At 63.9% G+C, this 20,460-nt stretch carries 17 protein-coding genes and 5 pseudogenes; 13 read left to right on the top strand and 9 right to left on the bottom strand.

All coding sequences use genetic code 11. The features are described from left to right. Positions 1–68: 68 nt before the first annotated feature. Positions 69–323, bottom strand: a complete 255-nt coding sequence (locus tag OJJOAM_RS16040; RefSeq protein ID WP_422650362.1) for a nuclear transport factor 2 family protein — start codon at positions 321–323, stop codon at positions 69–71. A gap of 237 nt (positions 324–560) precedes the next feature. Then, a complete protein-coding gene (locus OJJOAM_RS16035) occupies positions 561–1,796 on the bottom strand; it encodes a Bug family tripartite tricarboxylate transporter substrate binding protein (RefSeq protein WP_422650361.1) in 1,236 nt (411 codons plus the stop codon). Between OJJOAM_RS16035 and OJJOAM_RS16030 the strand changes: the two genes are divergently transcribed. The 3 genes from OJJOAM_RS16030 (at position 1,725) to OJJOAM_RS16020 (ending at position 4,210) form a co-directional block, all read left to right on the top strand. Continuing rightward, positions 1,725–2,264 (top strand): VOC family protein, encoded by a 540-nt coding sequence (locus OJJOAM_RS16030; protein WP_422650360.1) that lies wholly within the window; start codon positions 1,725–1,727, stop codon positions 2,262–2,264. The genes OJJOAM_RS16035 and OJJOAM_RS16030 overlap by 72 nt on opposite strands. Beyond that, positions 2,261–3,037 carry an SDR family NAD(P)-dependent oxidoreductase gene (locus tag OJJOAM_RS16025; RefSeq protein WP_422650359.1) on the top strand — a complete coding sequence of 259 codons (777 nt, stop codon included), beginning with the start codon at positions 2,261–2,263 and terminating at the stop codon, positions 3,035–3,037. The genes OJJOAM_RS16030 and OJJOAM_RS16025 overlap by 4 nt, the downstream gene beginning before the upstream one ends. A gap of 159 nt (positions 3,038–3,196) precedes the next feature. Then, positions 3,197–4,210, top strand: a complete 1,014-nt coding sequence (locus OJJOAM_RS16020; RefSeq protein ID WP_422650358.1) for a LacI family DNA-binding transcriptional regulator — start codon at positions 3,197–3,199, stop codon at positions 4,208–4,210. Positions 4,211–4,269: 59 nt separating this feature from the next. Here OJJOAM_RS16020 and OJJOAM_RS16015 read toward each other — a convergent pair whose 3' ends face one another. Together OJJOAM_RS16015 and OJJOAM_RS16010 are read right to left on the bottom strand one after the other, a co-directional pair. After that, complete coding sequence (locus OJJOAM_RS16015) at positions 4,270–4,734, bottom strand: YaiI/YqxD family protein (RefSeq protein WP_422650357.1); 465 nt, start codon at positions 4,732–4,734, stop codon at positions 4,270–4,272. Positions 4,735–4,862: 128 nt separating this feature from the next. Continuing rightward, positions 4,863–5,748 (bottom strand): annotated as a pseudogene (locus OJJOAM_RS16010) (LysR family transcriptional regulator). Positions 5,749–5,882: 134 nt separating this feature from the next. On the opposite strand from OJJOAM_RS16010, the gene argC reads away from it, so the two are divergent. Beyond that, on the top strand, positions 5,883–6,806 hold the full coding sequence (gene argC / locus OJJOAM_RS16005; protein WP_422650356.1) for an N-acetyl-gamma-glutamyl-phosphate reductase: 924 nt from the start codon (positions 5,883–5,885) through the stop codon (positions 6,804–6,806). A 147-nt stretch (positions 6,807–6,953) separates the two neighbouring features. Here the strand turns inward: argC and OJJOAM_RS16000 are convergent, their stop codons facing one another. After that, complete coding sequence (locus tag OJJOAM_RS16000) at positions 6,954–7,607, bottom strand: hydrolase (RefSeq protein WP_422650355.1); 654 nt, start codon at positions 7,605–7,607, stop codon at positions 6,954–6,956. Positions 7,608–7,701: 94 nt separating this feature from the next. Between OJJOAM_RS16000 and OJJOAM_RS15995 the strand changes: the two are divergent. Further along, positions 7,702–8,657: pseudogene (locus OJJOAM_RS15995) on the top strand (LysR family transcriptional regulator). 919 nt (positions 8,658–9,576) lie between these two features. Here OJJOAM_RS15995 and OJJOAM_RS15990 read toward each other — a convergent pair. Then, positions 9,577–10,437, bottom strand: coding sequence for a LysR family transcriptional regulator (locus tag OJJOAM_RS15990; protein ID WP_422650354.1), 861 nt, complete (start codon positions 10,435–10,437; stop codon positions 9,577–9,579). 153 nt (positions 10,438–10,590) lie between these two features. Here OJJOAM_RS15990 and OJJOAM_RS15985 point away from each other — a divergent pair, with 153 nt between their 5' ends. The 8 genes and pseudogenes from OJJOAM_RS15985 to OJJOAM_RS15950 all read left to right on the top strand — a co-directional run bounded on the left by OJJOAM_RS15985 (position 10,591) and on the right by OJJOAM_RS15950 (position 17,517). Further along, positions 10,591–11,598 carry a Bug family tripartite tricarboxylate transporter substrate binding protein gene (locus OJJOAM_RS15985; RefSeq protein ID WP_422650353.1) on the top strand — a complete coding sequence of 336 codons (1,008 nt, stop codon included), beginning with the start codon at positions 10,591–10,593 and terminating at the stop codon, positions 11,596–11,598. A gap of 29 nt (positions 11,599–11,627) precedes the next feature. Then, positions 11,628–12,905, top strand: coding sequence for a ribulose-bisphosphate carboxylase large subunit family protein (locus OJJOAM_RS15980; protein WP_422650352.1), 1,278 nt, complete (start codon positions 11,628–11,630; stop codon positions 12,903–12,905). Next, positions 12,902–13,723, top strand: a complete 822-nt coding sequence (locus tag OJJOAM_RS15975) for a four-carbon acid sugar kinase family protein (protein WP_422650351.1) — start codon at positions 12,902–12,904, stop codon at positions 13,721–13,723. Before OJJOAM_RS15980 ends, OJJOAM_RS15975 begins: the two co-directional genes overlap by 4 nt. Continuing rightward, entirely contained in the window at positions 13,720–14,100 is a 381-nt protein-coding gene (locus tag OJJOAM_RS15970; RefSeq protein WP_422650350.1) for a nucleotide-binding domain containing protein, read from the top strand. The genes OJJOAM_RS15975 and OJJOAM_RS15970 overlap by 4 nt, the downstream gene beginning before the upstream one ends. Positions 14,101–14,316: 216 nt before the next feature. After that, positions 14,317–14,676 (top strand): annotated as a pseudogene (locus OJJOAM_RS15965) (SDR family NAD(P)-dependent oxidoreductase); the annotation flags it as partial. A 91-nt stretch (positions 14,677–14,767) separates the two neighbouring features. Beyond that, complete coding sequence (locus OJJOAM_RS15960; protein ID WP_422650349.1) at positions 14,768–15,100, top strand: SDR family NAD(P)-dependent oxidoreductase; 333 nt, start codon at positions 14,768–14,770, stop codon at positions 15,098–15,100. A 118-nt stretch (positions 15,101–15,218) separates the two neighbouring features. After that, positions 15,219–15,671 (top strand): annotated as a pseudogene (locus tag OJJOAM_RS15955) (sulfatase-like hydrolase/transferase); the annotation flags it as partial. A gap of 118 nt (positions 15,672–15,789) precedes the next feature. Next, positions 15,790–17,517, top strand: a complete 1,728-nt coding sequence (locus OJJOAM_RS15950; RefSeq protein ID WP_422650348.1) for a sulfatase-like hydrolase/transferase — start codon at positions 15,790–15,792, stop codon at positions 17,515–17,517. Between the two features lie 254 nt (positions 17,518–17,771). Here the strand turns inward: OJJOAM_RS15950 and OJJOAM_RS15945 are convergent, their stop codons facing one another. The 3 genes and pseudogenes from OJJOAM_RS15945 to OJJOAM_RS15935 form a co-directional block, all read right to left on the bottom strand. Then, positions 17,772–18,737: a Bug family tripartite tricarboxylate transporter substrate binding protein gene (locus OJJOAM_RS15945; protein ID WP_422650347.1), complete on the bottom strand. Its 966-nt coding sequence runs from the start codon at positions 18,735–18,737 to the stop codon at positions 17,772–17,774. Between the two features lie 30 nt (positions 18,738–18,767). Then, entirely contained in the window at positions 18,768–20,111 is a 1,344-nt protein-coding gene (locus tag OJJOAM_RS15940; protein ID WP_422650346.1) for an FAD-dependent oxidoreductase, read from the bottom strand. Between the two features lie 232 nt (positions 20,112–20,343). Next, positions 20,344–20,460, bottom strand: a pseudogene (locus OJJOAM_RS15935) (FAD-binding protein); the annotation flags it as partial.

The raw sequence follows: 20,460 nt of genomic DNA, 5'->3' as shown, positions 1-20,460 counted from the left end.
CTTTGCCGATGGCGGCATGGCTTGGACCAATGGCCCAGCCTGATGTGGGATGGCTCGGCGGTGGCGCCTTACAGCAGGCCCAGCGCGCGCAACTTGGCATCCGGGGCGGAGTACGGCCGCTCGCAGATGATCTTGTCCGAGCCGGGCGCGAACTCGAACGTGGCGGCAATCCGGATGCGGAACGTGCGGCCCGTCGGCTCGTAGGTCTTGCCGTTGGCCTTCAACGGACCAAGGTGCGTGCCCTGCAGCCAGAACTCGACCAGCACGGTATCGCCATCGGCCGCAATGGCGATGATCTCGTTCGTCAGGTCGGGAAATGGCACCCGCGATGAATCGAAATACCCCCCGCACCTCGGTTTCGCCATCGAATACCGTGCCACTGCCGTGCATCTCGTATCGGGGATGCGCGAAGGTGTCGATCACGGCGTCCCAATCGTGGACGCACTCCAGCGCCATGTGGTCGCGTACGGTCTGGATGCGGGCTTCATTCAGTATGGAAGGCATAAACAATTCGCGTGTTGTCGTCATGAAAAAGGGGAGAGCGCGTGCGCCGCGATGCGTCAGTCCAGCGCCATGTGCGCCTGTTTGGCGATCGATTTCCACATCGGGATATCGCGCGCATTGATCGCTTGCTGCTCGGCTCCGGATACGTATTTCGCCGTGATGCCGAGCGACAGCAGCTTGCTGACGACTTCGGGTTCCTTCAGCGTCCTCTCGAGCACGGCCGACAGCTTGTCGACGATCGGCTTCGGCGTCTTGGCCGGGACATACATCGCCCATGTCAATTCGCGATCGAAGTCGACGCCTTGCTCCTGATAGCTGGCCACGTTGGGCAGGCTCGGAGAGCGTTTGGTGCAGACGGCCAGTGCCTTGACCTTGCCCTCCTTGACGAAGGGCGTAGCGGTGACCATGTCGACGAACGCCACGGAGATGTGGTTGCCGAGCAGATCGGTGATGATTTGCGCGGTGCCTTTGTAGGGCACGTGCTGCAACGGGATGCCGGCCTTCTGGCTCAGGATCTCGCCGCAGAAATGTCCGGTCGATCCCGAGCCCCAACTGGCGTATTGCACCGGCGCCAGCTGCTTGCGGGCGAGAGCCGTCAGCTCTTTCAGGTTGTTCGCGGGGTACGAGTTCGACGCGACCATCACGATGGACGAGTTGCCGATGGTCCCCAGGCTCTGAAAGTCACGCACGGGGTCGTAGGGCAGCTTCGCGTACGTCGCGGCCGCCAGCGGATGCGTCGACATGCCGCCGATCATGATCGTGTAGCCGTCGGGCGTCGCGGTGGCAACGGACTGGGTTCCGATCGTGCCGGCCGCACCGGGCTTGTTCTCCACCACCACGGGCTGCTTCAGCTGCGCGGCAAAGCGCTCGGCGAGAAAGCGGCCCAGCGTATCGCCGCCGCCGCCGGCGGAGAAGGGCAGCAGCATGCGGATGGGGCGCTCGGGATAGGCCGCGGGGTCCGCCGCGTGGGCGGCCGTGGCTGCCAGGGCCAGCAGCGCGGTGGTGAAGAGTGTCTTCATGTCTGTCTCCATGGGATTCGCCCGTTCTGCGATGCGGGGTGTAGGATCACGCTTCCGGTGTTGTGGAAACGTTTCCATCAAAGTGTGGCGAAGGAGGGTGCGAGCAGCAATCATGGTTAACGCTATGCTGCATAACGCCGCGCCATCGGCTACCGTAGTGTGATGGAAACGTTTCCAACGTTGCAATGACATGGAGCCGAAATGAGCTTGCTGTTCGGAGGCGTATGCCAGATCGGCTACGTCGTACGCGATATCGAGAAGGCGATGCGCCACTGGAGCGAGGTGCTGGGCGTCGGGCCGTGGTTCTACAAGAAGGAAGTCGGCACGACCGAATTCCGTTATTACGGCGAGGCGTCGGCCTTGCCGGATCTGTCGATCGCGCTGGCCAATTCGGGCGGCGTGCAGATCGAGCTGATCCAGCAACGCAATGACGCGCCATCGCTGTATCTCGATTCGCTGAAGCATTTCGGCGAAGGCATGCAGCACATTGCGTACTGGACGGATGACCGATTCGACGAATATGTGGAGCGCTTGCGGGCGCGCGGCTATGTGGAGGGCCACGGTGGCCGCATGGGCATGCGCGGCCGATTTGCCTATTACGTGCATGCGGACCTGCCGGGCAATATTGTCGAGATCTCCGAAATGTCCGGCGGCAAGGGCGAATATTTTGCGACGATTGCCGATGCCGCGAAACACTGGGACGGCAACGATCCGATCCGACGCATTGGAGCGCCCCAATGAACGCCACCGAGGGCAGGGATTCGGAACGCAGGATCGCAGTGGTAACCGGCGCCGCGCGCGGCATCGGGCTTGCGATCAGCAGCCGGCTCGCGGCCGACGGATACGCGGTCGCCCTGTGGGATCGCGATCGGGCGCTGCTCGATGACGCCGTTCGCGCCTTGCGCGGCGATGGCGCGCGCGTATTGGGCGTCGCCGTCGACATTACCGATCGCGGACAGATAGACCGCGCATTCGCGCAAACCGTCGAAACGCTCGGTACGCCCACGGCGCTGGTCAACAATGCCGCCATCCTCGGACGCAGAGGGCCTACGGTCGATGCGTCGGTCGACGAATGGAAGCTGGTGTTCGACGTCAACGTCTTCGGCGCGTTGCAATGCGCGCAGGCAATCGTGCCCGCCATGGTGAAAAATGGCTGGGGCCGCGTCGTCAATGTGGCCTCGGTCGCCGGCAAGGAAGGCAATCCGTTTGCCGGCGCCTATGCGGCATCGAAAGCCGCCTTGATATCGATGACGAAGAGCCTCGGCAAGGAACTGGCGGAAACGGGCGTGCTGGTCAATTGCATCACGCCCAGCGCGGCGGATACCGACATCTTTGGCGCTCACGACGAAAGCCAGCGGGCGCTATTGCAGGCACGCCTGCTCGAACGTGTGCCAATGAAGCGTTTTGTGCGAGTCGAGGAAGTGGCGGAGATGGCCGCCTGGCTGTGTTCCGAGCGCTGCAGCTTCAGCACGGGCGCGGTGTTCGACATCAGCGGCGGGCGTGCCATGTACTGAGGCAAACGGCACGGCCTGGCCCTGGCTTTCGACGATAATAGCGGGCCAGCAAGCCTGCGACGATTGCCTCAGGCTCATACATTTCCGCCGGATCATCGATGACCAGCCGAACGCGCACCCCCCAGCTCCGATACGCCCGCCCGCGTCACCATCCGTGACGTGGCGCGGGCCGCCGGCGTTTCGGTGGGCACGGCATCGCGCGCACTGAACCGCAGCGGTCCAGTGAGCGAGGCCGCGCTGCAGGCCGTCGAGCGCGCCGCGAAGGCACTGGCCTATGCACCCGACCCGATTGCGCAAAGCATGCGCACCGGCACCTCCGGCGTCGTGGGCCTGCTGGTTTCCGATCTGGCGAATCCGCTATACGCCCGGATCATCACGGCAGTGGAGACGCGGCTGCAGCGCGAAGGTTATGCGATGGTGGTCGGCAACACGCATAACAACAAGGCGCAGGAAGAGCTGATGGTGGACCTCTTCCGACGCCGCCGCGTCGACGGACTGATTCTGGGACCCTGTGAAACCGAGCGCCCCGATTACCTGGCCCAGATCTCCCGCGATCTCGCCGTTGTTGCGATGGACCGCGATTTCGGCGCGCACGGTGTCGGCGTTCATGTCGAACACGCCCGCGGTTCATACGAGGCGACCCGGTACCTGCTCGATCTCGGGCACACCCGCATCGCGCTGATGACCTCCGACGGCGCGCTGCGCCCGGGCCGAGAGCGCATCAACGGCTATCGCCAAGCGATGGAAGAACGCGGCCTGACTGTGGACAACACGCTGGTGCGTTCCAGCCGCTCGGCCATGGATCTGTCATTCAGCGATGCATTGGCGCTGCTATCAGCCAAGGAACGCCCGACCGCGTTCATCTGCCTCGGTACACGAATTCTCTCCGGCGTCCTGCAGGCGATGAAGCAGACCGGGAACCGCGTGCCGCAGGATGTCAGCCTGATCTGCGTCGGCGACAGCGATCTCGCGCAGCTTTACTCGCCGGCGATCACGGCGATCAATTGGGATCTGGAAGCGGTGGGGACGGCGGCGGCGGAGATGCTGCTGCGGTCTATTGGCGTGGGGTCGGGAAGAGCCGAAGGGAAGGCGGTAGAGGGCGAGGAGATTCGGCTGACCACGCATGTTGTCATGCGGGAATCCTGCGCGCCGCCTCGCGCTGGGAAGGCGTAGAGCCTCAGCATTCGGGCGGGCATCGTTCGTTGCTTCGTGCTTTCTATGTGTGGTCCGCGTCAGGGGACCGGTTTCGGCGGCGCATGGCGCGCCAGGAATCGATCCAGTTGGCCGGCAAACGCCTTGCTGTCCTGAGGCGAATACGGTGCAGGCCCGCCAGTATCGATGCCGGAGGCGCGGAGCTGGTCCATCAGCTCACGCATCGTCAAGCGCTCCCGGATATTCTCGCGGGTAAACAAGCTTCCTCGTGGATCGAGCACGTGGGCACCCTTGTCCAGGGCCGCGGACGCAAGGGGGATGTCGGCCGTAATCACGAGGTCACCGGCGTTGACCAGCTCGACGATCCGTTCGTCGGCGGCGTCGAAGCCCGCCGGTACCTGGATCGATTTGATGAAGCGGGAAGGCGGCGTGCGCAAGTATTGATTGGCGACCAGCGTGACGCACACTTCGACGCGTTGCGCCGCTCGGTACAACATTTCCTTGACTACGACCGGGCAGGCGTCTGCGTCAACGAGGACTTGCATCGCGGTATTTCCGTTGAGTGGGGCGCTCATGATACCGCTTGGGCGGGGCACTCCCGCGGCTACCTCCCGCTCCGATGTGCCTGCAATCGCGCCGCATCGAAAACGACCGAAGCGAAAAACGGCAACGCCTACGCCAATCGCAGATCCCGCAACATATCGAGTACGTGTTGCGTGGAACGCTCGACGTGCCCGGCCCGATGTGCAATACCGAGCCGACGCCATAGCGCCGGCCGCAGCGGACGCATGACAATGCGCTTGTCCGGTAATGGCGCCGTCGCCTCGTGGGGCAACAGCGCCGCGCCGTAACCCGCCGCTACCAGACTCTTGATCGCGTCGTTGTAGTTCAGCTGAATGCGAGGCGCAGGGTGATATCCCGCAGTCGCGAACCACTCAGCGGTCAGACGGGAAAGACGCGTGGTCGCGTCATTGAGAATCAGAGGCTGGGCAGCGAGCCATTCGGGCGTAACGCGCGCCGGGCACCGCCAATGCGCCGGCACAAAGGCCATCACGGGGTCGCGCCTCCATGGCTTGATCACCAGTCCAGCCACCGGGGGGCTGAGGCAGGGCGACCAGTCCCACGTCCAGCGTCCCATCCGCCAGTCGGGACAACGTTTCCTGTGAAGTCAGCACGGCCACCTGAATGTCGATAGCGGGATGGCGCTGGCGCAGACCCTCGAGCGCCTGCGGCAACAGGTGCGCGAGCGCGCCTGTCGACGCGGCGAGCCGAACGCGTCCTTCCAGCCCCTGTACCTGGCGCTGAATATCGTCCAATGCCTGCTCCGCGTCGGCCAGCAGGCGACGCGCGCGCTCCACCAGCACCTCTCCGATCGCCGACGGCCTGACATGTCCGCGCTTGCGCGACAGCAGTGGAGCGCCGATGCGGTCTTCCAATTCGGCGATATGGAGGCTGACCGTTGGCGGCGCCAGATGCAATGCGCGCGCCGCATCGGCAAATGAGCCGCGGTCTGCAATGGTGACCAGGGTGCGCAAGCGGTCCAGGCTGATCTCTCGCATATCGGCGTCCGGATTCAGGAGGGGTGAATGTTGACGTCATGAAATTCAACTTTCCCTATTGTAGCGGTCCACCGAACATAGGGCCTCGTTCGTCGTTCGACTTCTTGCAACTCCGATTCAGCGAGTATCCACGTATGAGCTCTCCCGTTGTTTTCATCGATGGCGACCAAGGCACCACCGGGTTGCTGATCCACGAACGGCTGCGTAACCGGACCGACATCCGGCTGATGACGCTCGCCGACGCCGAACGCAAGGATCTGCGGCGTCGCGCGGAGGCCCTGAACGCCTGCGACATCGCCATCCTTTGTTTGCCGGATGCCGCCGCGCGCGAGGCCGTGGCCGCGATTGTCAATCCCGCGGTTCGGGTCATCGACGCCAGCTCGGCGCACCGTACACACCCGGACTGGACTTACGGATTCCCCGAAATGGCGCCGGAGCAGGCGGAGCGGATTGCGAGCGCACGTCGCGTTACCAATCCCGGTTGCTATCCGACCGGTGCGATTGGCCTGCTGCGTCCGTTGGTGCAGGCGGCGCTGATCCCGGACGATTACCCCATCAGCATTCACGCGGTATCCGGCTACTCCGGACGCGGACGCGCCGGCGTGGAGGAATATGAGGGGCCGGGCGCCGCTGGCGCGCCCTCATTCCAGGTCTATGGGCTGGAACTCGCGCACAAGCACACGCCGGAGATCCAGCAGCACGCCGGCCTCGCGCAGGCGCCTATTTTCGTCCCTGCATACGGAGCGTTCCGGCAGGGCATCGTGCTGACGGTGCCGCTGGCGTTGCGGCTGCTGGCGCCGGGCGTGAATGGCGACACGTTGCACGCCTGCCTGGCGCGCCACTATGCCGACGCGGACCACGTACATGTCTTGCCGCTGCAGGAATCGAGCGCCTTGAAGCATCTGGATCCGCAAGCGCTGAACGGTACGAACGACATGCGCCTGGGCGTATTTTCTGGCGCGCAGCACGGGCACGTCCTTCTTTCCGCAGTCTTCGACAATCTCGGAAAGGGCGCATCCGGTGCGGCGATTCAAAACCTCGACCTGATGCTGGCGTAGCGATCGTTGGCATTGGATTGAGACAACGTTCGGCTCGGTCCATTTGCCAACGATGCATTCCTTGTAGAGAGGGGTGACGAGGATTCGGCAAAGACAATCCGCCATTGCGCGAGGCGTTGCGCACGAACCTCGTCATCCCCACTCAGATCATGCTGCGCTCTTTGGCACAGGCGTATTGAGCAACTGCTGCTCCCACAGGTAAGCGATGCCGCTACCGCCGGCATGCTGCGTGATGACTTCTGTCAGCGCGGCGGCTTGTTCGGTCCGAGCCCAGTCACGCTGCCATTCGGCCGCTACCGCCAACCAGGTCATCATGTTCGCGCCTGCCGCGATCATGCGCTGGATTGCAACCTGGCGCGACTCGACCGAAACGCCGCCGGACGCATCCGTCACCACTGTCACGTCCCAACCTTCGCCAAGGGCCTGGATCGCCGGCATCGCCACGCATACCTCGGTCCACAGCCCAGCGATGATCAATTGCTTCCGGCCCGTCGCCTTGACCGCATCCACGACTTTGCGGTCTTCCCAGGTGTTGATCAGCGTACGGTCGATGATCTCCTCGTTGGGGAACACATCGGTGATCTGGGGGAAGAGGTCTCCTCCGCGGGCAGCGATGACTGTCGTCAGAATGGTAGGCACGCCAAAGGCCTTGGCGGCCTTCGCCAGACCGGCTGTGTTGTTGATCACCATCTGCGGTTCGTGGCTGTTGACGTTCGCGAGCTGGTAGGGCTGGTGGTCGATCAGAACGAGGACGGAGTCTTCGGGACGAAGAAGCGAAGCAAGGCCATTTCGAAAAGTCATTGGTGCATTCCTTTATTGCCGTTGTGAGCGGGATTGCCCTTCCGGAAAACATGCGCCAGCGGACGTTGCCCGGAAACGGCATTCTGTTGGTCCCATGCTGGATGCGGTAGTACCATTCCCCGGCGAACTGTGTCGCGCATCGGGGAACGCCGAAATGGATATCGAAGAGCTACGGACTTTTGTGGAAGTGGCTGATGCTGGCGGCGTTTCGCCTGCTGCGCTTCGGCTCGGCGTGTCCAAGTCCATCGTCAGTCGTCGCCTGATGCGCCTTGAAGCGGAACTTGGCATCCAACTGCTTGCGCGATCGACTCGAGGGGCTGCTCTCACGGAAGCCGGGGCCACGTTTAGAGACTATGCAGCCAGGGTCTGCGCCGAAATCGATGTAGCGAAGGAAACGATCCTTCCCGCCGGTGAGCTGCGCGGGCGATTGCGAATTGCCGCGCCGCTGTCTTTCGGCCCCACGCATATCGCTACCGTGCTCGCCGAAATGGCGCGACGCCACCCGCAGCTGCAGATCCACACGTGCTACAGCGACCACGTCGTCGATCTCATCGCCGACGGCTATGACTGTGCGATCCGGCTTGGCCATCTCCAGGACTCCAACCTGATCGCGAGATGCGTCGGCCCGATCTATGGGATGCTCGTTGCGAGTCCCGCCTATATCGAGGCGCACGGATCGCCCGAGACGCCCGAAGACCTGCTCGCCCATCAGGCCTTGATGCAAGGCACGGAGGCGTGGCAACTGATGGATGGCGGCAGGGTCATCACGATTCGCCCACAGGGCGCTTCAAGGCGGACAACGGCACGGCGCTGGTCGCGGCCGCTGTCGCAGGGCTTGGAATCGGTTACCTGCCCAACGGCCTCATTCAGGAACACCTACGTTCCGGCGCGCTTGTCCCCGTGATGAAACGCTACCCGGTACCGCCTGCCGGCGCATATGTCGTCCGCCCGCCGGGTCAGCATCCGGCGAGGAAGATACGGGTTCTGACCGAGCTGCTGATCGAGTATTTCGAGCGCGCACCGGATGTTTCGGGAGCGGTCTCCGGCTGAGCGCAGAGGCTGCCACGCCCGCGCGTCGTGAGTGGAGAGCGGCCTTCTCCGACCCAAAGCGGTCCTTGACTGTCCCAGGAAGCTGCTGCACAAGAGTGAGCGCGGCACTCCGCCCTTGGCGCAGCCCACCTGATTCCTTGCGCGTCCGAATGTTATGATCGAACGCAAGTTCGACGACGGTTCGAACAAGAAATGAAGCTGCAGAAGCAGCGTTTTGGGTGGTGCTCCTCACGATAAATCGTGTCGAGCCATAGCCGGGAAGTACACAAAAATGGTGGATTGGTTCCCTATAGTCTTTATCGTGTTCAAGGTTCTCGTGCTCGGCACGGGCATGTTCTTCGCCGTCAAGTGGCACTACGATAAAGGCAAGAAGAAATGACGAAACCAGCGGACCGCTCGATCGGCGCAGGCGGTCGGCGTGGAGCACTCGGCTAGATTGAAAATTGGCGAGAAGCACTGGCGCCAACTGTGCACGCAAAATTCGTCCACCGAAGATTGAAACCGCACGGGGTCTGGTGACCCGGGAAAAAGATATCGCGGCGTCGCGTACGACCGCTGTCGGCCATGAGCGGTCATTTGTTCGTACTGTCACCGGACACTAAAACGTCGGGTCCACTCGGAAACCGGCCATTCATTCGCATCCTCGATGAGAAGCGGGCCTAGCGGCCGTTCTCGATCATTGACCGCCGGGGCTGTGCAGTGCCCGCGACAGCTCCGGACTATTTCGCCCGAGTAGCCGGAAATAGCGGCCTGTTGTTGGTGTGGACATGGGGATGTATGAGACGACCGCGTCTTGCTACCGCTCCCGCACGCCAGCTCGCTGCCCGCGCCTGTCAACATCGCTTATTGCGCCTTGACTCGGCTTCTCGCAATTGACGGCACCAGCGCCTCGCCTTCGGCTTGGGTGCGCGCGAGTTGATCAGTTAGCCAGGTGCGCAATGCACGTGTGTCGGCGCGGTCGCGCACGTGGGGGGGAAAGCCAAAGCACCAGCCTATGTGGCCCATCGACGAAGCCAAATGGGGCGACTAGTTTGCCCGAGCGCAGGTCGTCCAATACAAGCATCTGTGGCACGGGACCGATCCCCAGTCCGCAAATTGCTGCCTGGATCATCAAATAGAAATGATCATACGAGTCATGGGTAGTGAGGGGCGCGCCTTCGTACCCGGCAGCGAGAGCCCATTCGTCCCATGCCTTCGCGCGGGTCGCCGGTGCGAGCCGGTGAGCCCCGGCGACATCCGAAAGACGTGCGATACCCGTGTCACGAAGGTATTCCGGCGAACAGACGAGACCGATTCGTTCAGACTGACCCAACTCCTTCACCACCACATCCGGGGGCGGTTCGACCATCGTATTGCGGATCGCGATCCCAATGCGGTCTCTTACGGCGTCGAACTGCCCGTAATTCATATTGAACTGAAGCAGTACCTCCGGATGCTGACGGTGAAAGTCCGCTATGCGAGGAATTAGCCAGTACATCATGATCGAGGTGGAGCACGACAGCGTGAGCGGGCCCGGCCTCACCTGTTCTATTGCGGCATCGATCGCGGTGAAAGCGGCAGCCAGCCCTTCCGCCAGGCGCAGGCCATCGGGAGTGGGCTCTGTTGACACGGGCCCGCGCGTCAGCAGCGTGACGCCCAGTGTTTCCTCAAGCGCACGGACGTGGCGACTGATCGCACCGTGCGTGACCGAAAGCTCGTGCGCCGCCGCAGTCATGCTGCGCAGCCGTGCCGCAGCTTCGAAGGCCCGCAGAGCGTACAAGGAAGGAGTTGAACCAGCCATCGATGAAGTGGGGGGTGTGAGCAGAACTCACATTGTAGGGAGTATATGTCGCTTGCGCCGAATGGGGGGGGCCTCTGTAGGATCGTATAACCGCTCGGCGCCGCTCCCGGCGTGCGCAGGGTTCGCAGACAGAAAACCATACGGAGACGACACATGCCCGCTCACCGCACCTCCACATCTTTACGCCGCACAATCTGCACCATTCTCGCCGGAACGCTGCTCTTGTCTGCCCTGCCCGCTGCGGTGCAGGCGCAGGACAACTGGCCGTCCAAGCCGATTCAGATCATCGTTCCGGTCGCACCTGGGGCGGTCCACGACCTCATCATCCGAGCCCTGCAGCCACGCCTGAGCCAAGAGCTCGGCCAAACGGTCGTGATCGTCAATAAGCCTGGCGCGGATTGGGCCGTCGGCACCATTGCGGGTAAGAACAGCGCTCCAGATGGTTATACCTGGGTGATGGCCTCTATCCCAACGACTGCCAATGCAGTGCTGAAGAAGGTTCCCTACGACCCCGTCGCGGATTTCACGGCGGTCGCGAACCTGGGGTCAACCGGCGGCGTCATGGTCGTGCCGCCTGAACTCGGCGTGAAGACACTCGCCGACTTTATCAAGCTCGCGCGAACCAAGCCCAAGGAACTTGCCTTTGGCAATGCAGCCGTTGGCTCGCTCGGACACATCAATGCGGCCTTGCTCGAAGCTACCGAAAAGATCGAGATGACCACTGTCACCTACAAGGGCGGCCAGAGCCAGATGCTCACCGACTTGCTGGCGAATCGCGTGAACTTCGCCGTGCTCTCGCCTATCGTCGCGATGCCGCACATCCAATCAGGCAAGCTGGTTCCACTGGCGATCGCTCAGGCGCAGCGCTCGCCGCTGATGCCCAATGTGCCCACCACGGTCGAGCTCGGCTACCCGCGATTGACGATCCAGGCATGGAGCGGAATGCTGATGCCTGCCGGAGTCTCTCCCGCGATAGTCAAGCGTGCCAACGCGGCACTGCACGTTGCTGCGGCCCAACCCGACGTCGTGGCTCAGTTGCAGAAGCAGGGCATCATCGTCGCGCCGCCGACGCCGCCTGAGGCGGTGGCAAAGATGATCCGCGACGAGATGACGGAGTGGCCCAAGCTGTTCGAACTGGCGAAGATCAAACGTCAGGATTGAGCCCCGAGCCGTGATGCGAGGAGACAGGCATGTTGAACATTTTTGAGCGCGAAGAATTCGTCGCGCGGTACCGCATCGAGACTCCGGAACCCCTTGAACGTGTGGCCGAAGTCATCGCGGGCGAGCAATCCAGCGGAACCTTCCTTAAGCTTTCCGCGGAGACAGAAGATCTGAAGCAACGCTCCCGCGCTCGGGTGGTGAGCGTTGCACCGCTGGATGACGCGGCGCAGCCGACGCTGGCGAGTGCCGCCATGGCGCGGAAAGGACGCACCGGTGTTTCCCACCGGGGAGAGATCGAGATCGCGTTTCCTGTCGCGAACGTGGGTGCGAACCTGACAACCCTGATGGCGACACTCTGCGGAAACCTCTACGAGCTTGGCGAGGTGACCGGGCTGCGGCTGTTGGACGTTGACCTGCCACCCACCTATGCCGAGCGGTTTCCAGGTCCTCAGTTCGGCGTGAAAGGAACGCGCGCGTTTGCCGGCGTGCACGATCGGCCGATCATCGGCACCATCATCAAGCCCAGCATCGGACTCACACCGGAGCAGACCGCCGAACTGGTGGACACACTGTGTGCCGCGGACATCGACTTTCTCAAAGACGACGAGCTGATTGCCGACCCGCCATATGCCCCATTCGAAGCGAGGCTCTCCGCGGTGATGCCGGTGCTGAAGAAGCACGCGGATCGACTCGGTCGGATGCCGATGTACGCCATCAACATCTCAGGGACGATCGAGGAGATGCGGCGTCGCCACGACCAGGTGCTGGCGCTCGGTGGCACCTGCGTGATGGTGAGCGTGAATTGGACGGGCCACTCGGGCGTCGAGGACCTGCGCCGGCACTCTCAGCTGCCGATCCACGGGCACCGCAACGGTTGGGGGGCGCTCACGCGTTGTCCTGAGCTGGGCATGGATTTCAAGGCTTACCAAAAAATCTGGCGGCTCGCTGGCGTGGACCAGCTGCACGTGAACGGGCTGCGCAGCAAGTTCTGGGAGCCGGATCATTCCGTCATCGCCTCGGCACGCGCCTGTCTTGCGCCCTGGGCTGGCCTGAGCCCCGTTATGCCGGTGTTCTCCTCCGGTCAATGGGCCTCGCAGGCTCCCGACATGTTCGCGATGCTGGGCTCGACCGACCTCATGCACCTGGCCGGCGGCGGCATCATTGGCCATCCGCAGGGGCCGGCGGCGGGCGTGCGCAGCATGCGCGAAGCGTGGGAAGCCGCCGTTGCCGGTATTCCGCTGGCGGAGTACGCCCGGCGTCAACCCGCTCTGGCAGCGGCGCTGGAAGCCTTCGGAGGCTCCGAATGACGAACGGTGCGTTACGCCTGGCATTCTACGGAGACGATTTCACCGGCTCCACCGACGCCCTGGAAGTCCTGAGCTTCGCGGGTATCAGCTCGGCACTCTTTCTCAAGCCGCCGTCATCGGAGATGCTGTCACGCTTTGATGGACTGGAGGCGGTGGGCGTCGCCGGTGAAAGCCGCGCGATGACGCCCGACGAGATGGACGATCATCTGCCGGACGTCTTCGATGCGTTGGCTGATCTTGGTGCTCCGCTGATTCATTACAAGGTCTGCTCCACGTTTGACAGCGCGCCGAGTATAGGAAGCATCGGACGCGTGATGGAAATCGCGCAACGTCGCTTCGCGGCGCCTTGGTTGCCCGTGGTCGCCGCTACCCCCCGGCTGAGCCGGTGGTGTGTCTTCGGCAACCTCTTCGCGAGATCGGGGACGGACGGCAAGGTGTATCGCATCGACCGGCATCCGATCATGAGCGTGCATCCGATGACGCCAATGGATGAGAGCGATCTCACCATGCATCTTGGCAAGCAAGGCAGTGTGCGGGTCGGATCGCTGCCCTTCGACCGGCTGGATGCGGGCATCGATGCGGTCGAGGATTCCCTGATTCGGCTGCACGGCGAAGGTTGCACGGCCGTTGTACTCGATGCCGTCAACGACGCGCACATGACGCGCATAGGCGAACTGCTGCAGCGGCAAGGCGTCGCTGCATGGTCAATTGTTCCTGGTCGGATCATCGGGCGCGGAGTACGCGCTCACGCAGCACTGGCGCGAGACAGGCACGTTGGCGAGCACACCCCCCCGATTACACCAGCTTCGCGCCGGTGAAACAGGTGCTTGCGGTCTCGGGCAGCGCCTCCAGGCTCAGTGCCCAGCAGATCGATGCGGCCGTCCAGGCCGGGTTCGCCGAAGTGAGTCTTGACGCGGTGGCCTTGGCGAGCGAGAGCGCAGCGCACGTTATCCACGCCGTGGCGCGTCAAGTTGCTCAACTGTTGCTCGCTGGTCGCAGCGTCGTGATGCACACAGCGCGTGGCAACGACGATCCTCGCATCGCCGCCATGGTGGACGCCATGCAGGCGCGGGGATACTCGCGCGAGAAGGCCAAGCACGAGGGCGGTCGGTTGCTGGGGGAGCGACTGGGCGCGCTGGTGCGCGACATCCTCGCCGCGGCTCCCCCTCAAACGCCTGGTCCTGTCCGGTGGTGACACTTCGAGCCAGGTCACGAAGGTGCTCGCTCCCGACGCCCTCGTCGTCGCCGCCAGACTCGCCCCCCGGCGCGCCACTGTGTCGCCTGATCGCCCCCGGAACCGCGCTCGACGGGCTGGAGGTCGCCCTAAAGGGCGGGCAGATGGGTGGTGCCGATTACTTCGTGCACGCCCTGAACGGCACCGTATGACTCGCATCGAACAAGGAGACCTTAAATGAACGATACCGGCAACCCCACGTCTACTGCACGCGTGGCTACCATCACCGGGGGTGCCTCTGGCATTGGAGCGGCCATTGCCCGCCACCTTGGGGCCCAAGGCGTGCGCATCGTCGTGTGCGACCTCGATCCGCAGGCCTCCGCGGCCACGGTGGCCGACCTCGGGCGTGCAGGCATAGAGGCGAGCGCTGTCCCTATCGACGTAACGTCGCCCGAGTCCGTGTCCCAGGCATTCGCTCAAGTGCACCGCCAGCACGGCCGGTGCGACATCCTCGTGAATTGCGCCGGGATCGCCAAGGTGTATCCATTCCTTGAATTTCCACTGGACAACTGGCAGAAGACGCTGGAGGTGAACGTGACAGGCGCACTGCTGTGTTCCCAGGAGGCGGGCCGCATGATGGTGGCAGAGGGGTGGGGGGCGCATCGTCAACATCGCCTCCGTGGCAGGAATGCGCGCCGTCGGCGTAGGCCGCACGGCGTACGGCTCTTCGAAAGCTGCCCTTATCGCACTCACACGCCAAATGGCTGTCGAACTCGCGCCGCACGGGGTGACGGCGAATGCGGTGTGCCCCGGACCGGTCGATACGCCCCTCACCAAGGTGCTGCACTCGGACAAATTTCGAAGCGACTACACGCGTGCCATCCCGATGAATCGCTACGGCACGCCCGACGAGATAGCCGCGGTCGCCGCCTTCCTTGCGTCCGACGGCGCGGCCTACGTGACCGGTATCGCCATGCCGGTCGATGGCGGCTTCCTCGCGGCGGGCGCACGTCCCGACTGAATGCCCATCCCAAGAACGCAGGAGACATTGTGAGCAATTTTTCCACGACTTCGGCAACGCTTGCTGCGAGCGTTTATGCGCATCGCGATGAATCGATCCAGTCAATCGGGGTACGAGCATGAGCAATCCCGGTCGCACCATCGACGAATCCTCACCGCGTCCGGTTTCGCCTCCTTCGGCAGGCAAACGCCGCCCCAACGTGATCATCTGGCTGGTTGACGACGTGGGGTTCGGACACCTCTCCCCGTATGGCGGCCCTGTGCAAATGCCAGCGCTGCAGCGACTGGTGGATCGTGGCGTGCGCTTCAGCAACGCGCATGTCACGCCTTTGTGCGCTCCCACGCGGGCCTGCTTGCTCACCGGCCGCAATCACCACACGAATCACATGGGTTCGCTCCCGCGGTGGACGATCGGCGTCGGCGAGCAGGACGCGCGCATTCCGCGCGAGAACGGCTTCATTTCGGAAATGCTGCTCGCGCAGGGATATGCCACTTACTGCGTGGGCAAGTGGCACCTGACGACAGTGGAGGAACATAAGGCATCGGCCTCTCGATCGGCTTGGCCGCTCGGGCGCGGGTTCGAACGCTTTTACGGCTTCATGGGGGGGACAGACGAGCTCCTACAATCCGCACATCATTCTGGACAATGGACCGGTCTATCCGCCGAAGGGCCTGCAGGAGGACTATCACTTGTCCGAGGATCTGATCGACGTCACGATCCGCTGGCTCCACGAACTCCGCAGCGACGATTTGTCGAAACCCTTCTTCGTTTACCTGCCGTTTCAGGCTGGCCACGCGCCGCATCACGCGCCCAAGGAATGGATCGACAAATATCGTGGTCGGTTCGACGCCGGCTGGGATGCCATGCGCGAGGAGGTCCATCTCAGGCAGCAGCAGATGGGACTCGTCAAGCCGGGGTCCGCGCTTTCCGCACGCGATCCCGACGTGCCAGCCTGGGACGCAGCGACCGATAGCCAGAAGCGCGTCTACGCACGGCTCATGGAGGCGTTCGCTGGCATGTGCTCGCACATGGACCATCACGTGGGACGGCTGCTCGATGAACTCGAGGCAATGGGCGAGCTGGACAACACGATTTTTCTGGCGCTCAGCGACAACGGTGCCAGCTCCGAAGGCGGCCCCACCGGTGCCATGAACAACCAGCAGTGGCAAGGCCTCATCGATCAGATTCCAGCGAGCGAAGAAGACATCGAGCGCATCGGCTCCCGTGACGCCTACAACCACTTCCCATGGGGTTGGGCGTGGGCGGGGAATACCCCGTTCCGGCGGTGGAAGCGCGAGAACTATCGCGGTGGTTGCGCCGTGCCCTTCGTGCTTTCCTGGCCCGCTGGCCTGGCTGGCGCACACGGCAATCGCGACGGCTTTGTCTATGTGACGGACGTTGTCCCGACGTTGCTCGAACTGCTTGAGCTGGACGCACCGGCGAGCCTCGCCGGCGTGCAGCAATCACGCATTGAAGGGGTGAGTTTTGCGCCCCACCTGCTGGATGGGAGCGCCCCATCACAGCACCGCATCCAATACTTCGAGACGATGGGCCATCGTGCTCTTGTGTTGGACCACTGGCGCGCAGTGTGCCCATGGCCAGGAACCTCCTGGACTGAAGGCGGTAGTTGGCCGAAGGAGCTGTTCGCCCGCGACCTCGACCGGCTGGAGGATTCCGGCTGGGAGCTGTACGACATCGAAGCGGATCCGGCCGAAACGAACAACCTCGCGAAGACGAATCCCGAGCGCCTTCGCATGATGATCTCGATGTGGTGGCACGAAGCAGGCCGCTATGGCGTGCTGCCCATCGTGGGCGGACCTTCGCGCAAGCCCGCAAAGCCCGCACCGCCCAGGCGCCATGAGTTCCGCGCGGGTACGGCTCCTATCTTCATCGAGGCCGCGCCGAACGTCATCAACACGAACTACGAGATTCGCGCAGAGGTGGAGATCCCGCCGGGTGGCGCAAGCGGGATGATTCTGGCGCACGGCGGGCGCTTCGGCGGATACGGTTTGCTGTTTGACGCTGGCCGGCCCCGCTTCATCTATAGCTACCACGGCATTCACCAAACGAGCATTGACGCCAGGGAGCCGGTTCCTACGGGGCGGCACACGGTGCGTTTTGTGTTTGAGAAGACGGGCCAGCCTGATCTCGCTGCCGGCCACGGCGCCGCTGGCATCGGCAGCTTGTATGTCGATGACCATCGCGTCGCGCAGGCAACGATCGCACCAACGGCACCAGCAATGATTAATTTCTCTGGAATGATGACTTGCGGCTACCACCCGGCTGAGGAATTCGAGCCGCATCATCGTGCGCCATTTACTTTTAGCGGCAGCATCGTGTCCGTCACAGTGCGCACAGATGGCGCTCAGCCGATTTCCGAGGAAGCGCAGACGCAGGCGTACCTGCAGCAGCAGTAACAGAGGCGGTCGCGCAACGCGGTTCCCGGGAGGGTCCTTCATCTCCTGGGGGCCCGAAGCATATTGTCTTTGATGCCGCCTCGTTCAGGCGCGACCCGGATCGGCCAGCAGCGGTCCATGAAAGCAACCGCGCAGGCGACCGCCAACTGCTGCTGTGGCCCGTTCGAATGGCACACACAAATCCCCCTGAAAAAAACCCGGGCCATCCTCCGACGCCCGGGCGAGTACTACAGGGGCACTGCAAGTCAAAAAAATCAGTCCAGCTTGATCCCGACGCTCTTCACGACCTTGTCCCATTTCTGGGAATCCCGGTTCACGAGTTGCGCGAATTCCACCGGGCCCAGTGCGCTGGGTTCCATGCCCTGCTTGGTGATGGAATTGCGGACCGAGGGCGTTGCCACCACCGCGGCGATTTCCTGGGCGAGGCGCTTCACGGTCGGCATGGGCGTGCCGCCGGTGGTGAAGACCCCATACCACGACACCACTTCATAGCCCGGCACGCCAGACTCGGCGATGGTCGGGACATCCGGCATGGTTTCCACGCGCTTGGCGCTGGTCACCGCGATGATGCGGACCTTGCCGGAATCGGCGCCGGCCTTGGCCGAGGGCAGGCTGGCGAACGTCATTTGCGCCTGGCCGGCCATCACGTCCTGCATGGCAGGCGCATCGCCGCGATAGGGGATGTGGGTGATCGCCACGCCGGCCATGCTCTTGAAGAGCTCGGCGGACAGGTGCGAGATCGTGCCGTTGCCCGGCGACGCGACATTCAGCTGGCCCGGATTGGCCTTCGCATAGGCCAGCAGCTCTTGCACGGTCTTTACCGGCAGCGCGTTGTTGACGACCAGCGCGTTGGCGGACTTCGCCACCAGAGAGACAGGCTGCACGCCCTTGACGGGGTCATAGGGCAGCTTGCTGTAGACGGACGGGGCGATAGCCTGTCCGCCCACCGATCCGAGCAGCAGCACCGAGCCGTTGGGCGTGGCGCGTGCCATCTCCGCGGTGGCGATGGTGCTGCCGCCGCCCGGCCGGTTTTCCACGACCATGGTCTGCTTGGTGTTCAGCTGGAACTGCGTGGCGACAACGCGGGCAATGACGTCGTTGCCGCCACCGGGCGCGAAGCCGACCAGCATGCGGATGGGGCCGGGAGGCAATTCCTGGGCGACGGCTTGTGTGGCAGCGAATGCCAGTACGACAGCGGGAACGATCTTGAAAAATGCCATGGTTGGTCCTCGTAGATGGGTGGAATCCTCTCAGGATGTCGCTGCTGCACTGGATCGTTGCGGCACCTTGGGCGCGGGCGGGGCTTCGATATGCCCCGACGCCTGTCGCCTGCGGTGCTCGCTTTCTAGTTGTGTTGCGCCGTACCGCATGGCAGTCCGGCGGCGCGTTCTTCGACGCGATGGTTGCCTGAGGACGTTGGTCAGCTGCCCATCCGTGCCGGACAGCTGACCTTCGCCCCTTACTTCTTGAAACGCACGACCGCCTCGCGCGATGCCGGGGTCTGCGGCAGCGTGGCGATTTCCCCCCAGCGTCACGGGCTTGGTCGGGAAGCGCAGCCGGTAGTAGCCCACGTCGCGCGGATGGCGCTGCTGCTCGTCGGCGATCAGTTCGGTCACCGTCAGTCCGCAGAACCGGCCTTGGCAGGGGCCCATCCCGCAGCGCAGGAATGCCTTCATCTGGTTGGGGCCCTGGCAGCCGATGCGGGCGGCATGCCGTACTTGCTCCGCGGTGGCCTCTTCGCAGCGGCAGACGATGGTGTCGCCCACCGGGCGGCGGAATTGCGCCGCGGGGCGGTACAGCACCTCGAGGAATTCCCGGCCCCGCGTCGCCCGTGCAAGCGCGGCCTGATGCGGTGCGGCCTCGCGGTCGCGGGCGGCGGTGTCGATGCGTCCCACCGCCGCGGCGACATGCACGGCCGCGATGCGCCCGCGGTGCTCCGCTGCCATCGCGCCCGCGATGCCCGCGCCGTCGCCGGCGATGCTAAGTTGCGGCACCGAGGTCGCGCCCCAGGCATCGACGACCGGTTCCCAGCAGTCCTGCAGGTCGTTCCACGCATGCTCGGCGCCGACAGCGCGCGACAGGTTGGTATTCGGGACCACGCCCTGATGCAGCAGCAACTGGTCAACGGCCATCGAACGGCTCTGGCCGCCCGCGGTGTATCGCACTTCGGCCAGCTGGCCATTCTCGCCCGCCAACGCCTCCAGCGCGGTGACGCCGCTGACGATCGGCACAGCCTTGCGGACAGCGCGCATCAGCGTCAGGCCCTTGCCAAGGTAGGGCGATCGCAGGAAGTTCCACGCATGGGGCAGCGCCTGCAGCCATTGGCTGCTTGCCGTGGTTTCGAGAATGGCGTCCAGCTTCACGCCCGCATTCAGGTACTGATAGGCCAGCAAATAGAGCAGGGGGCCGCCACCTGCCAGCACGGTGCGTCCTTCCGGCACGACGCCCGAGGTCTTGAGCAGGATCTGCCCGGCTCCGGCCGTGATGACGCCCGGCAGGGTCCAGCCCGGGATCGGGAAAGGCCGCTCCTGTGCGCCCGTGGCCAGGATGATGTGCCGGCAATGCAGCAGCGAGGCCTGCGGTTCTTCCCCCACCCTGGGACACCGAGTAGGCGACCTCGAAGCCCGCCGGTTGGCCTTCGGCCTGCGGTTCAAGTCGATTGATCGACCACACGGTGGCCGACGACAGATAGCGTGCGCCGCTGCGCGCAAAGGGCTCCAGCAGCTCCAGGCCATGCCAGTAGTCGGCGCCGAGGATGTTGCGATCCTGCACCGGGGTACTGCCGACCGCGCGGTAGATCTGGCCGCCCGGCGCGGGCTGCTCGTCGATCAGCGCGGTGGATAGCCCGAGGCCGGCGGCGCGAGTGGCCGCGGCCAGGCCCGCGGGGCCAGCGCCCACCACCAGCAAGTCGTACTGCGGGATCTCGGCGGAAATGGAAGCCAT

It is taken from the genome of Cupriavidus sp. H18C1 (genome assembly GCF_049311595.1).
Lineage (GTDB): Bacteria > Pseudomonadota > Gammaproteobacteria > Burkholderiales > Burkholderiaceae > Cupriavidus > Cupriavidus cauae.
Note: the sequence above shows the minus strand (reverse complement) of the source record. Positions and strands in the feature narration are given on the sequence as shown.

Bases quoted from the DNA above. Each gene is read 5' to 3' on its own strand.
- OJJOAM_RS16030 (WP_422650360.1), top strand. From the start codon at position 1,725: ATGAGCTTGCTGTTCGGAGGCGTATGCCAGATCGGCTACGTCGTACGC.
- OJJOAM_RS16025 (WP_422650359.1), top strand. From the start codon at position 2,261: ATGAACGCCACCGAGGGCAGGGATTCGGAACGCAGGATCGCAGTGGTA.
- OJJOAM_RS16015 (WP_422650357.1), bottom strand. From the start codon at position 4,734: ATGCAAGTCCTCGTTGACGCAGACGCCTGCCCGGTCGTAGTCAAGGAA.
- argC (WP_422650356.1), top strand. From the start codon at position 5,883: ATGAGCTCTCCCGTTGTTTTCATCGATGGCGACCAAGGCACCACCGGG.
- OJJOAM_RS16000 (WP_422650355.1), bottom strand. From the start codon at position 7,607: ATGACTTTTCGAAATGGCCTTGCTTCGCTTCTTCGTCCCGAAGACTCC.
- OJJOAM_RS15990 (WP_422650354.1), bottom strand. From the start codon at position 10,437: ATGGCTGGTTCAACTCCTTCCTTGTACGCTCTGCGGGCCTTCGAAGCT.
- OJJOAM_RS15985 (WP_422650353.1), top strand. From the start codon at position 10,591: ATGCCCGCTCACCGCACCTCCACATCTTTACGCCGCACAATCTGCACC.
- OJJOAM_RS15980 (WP_422650352.1), top strand. From the start codon at position 11,628: ATGTTGAACATTTTTGAGCGCGAAGAATTCGTCGCGCGGTACCGCATC.
- OJJOAM_RS15975 (WP_422650351.1), top strand. From the start codon at position 12,902: ATGACGAACGGTGCGTTACGCCTGGCATTCTACGGAGACGATTTCACC.
- OJJOAM_RS15960 (WP_422650349.1), top strand. From the start codon at position 14,768: ATGCGCGCCGTCGGCGTAGGCCGCACGGCGTACGGCTCTTCGAAAGCT.
- OJJOAM_RS15945 (WP_422650347.1), bottom strand. From the start codon at position 18,737: ATGGCATTTTTCAAGATCGTTCCCGCTGTCGTACTGGCATTCGCTGCC.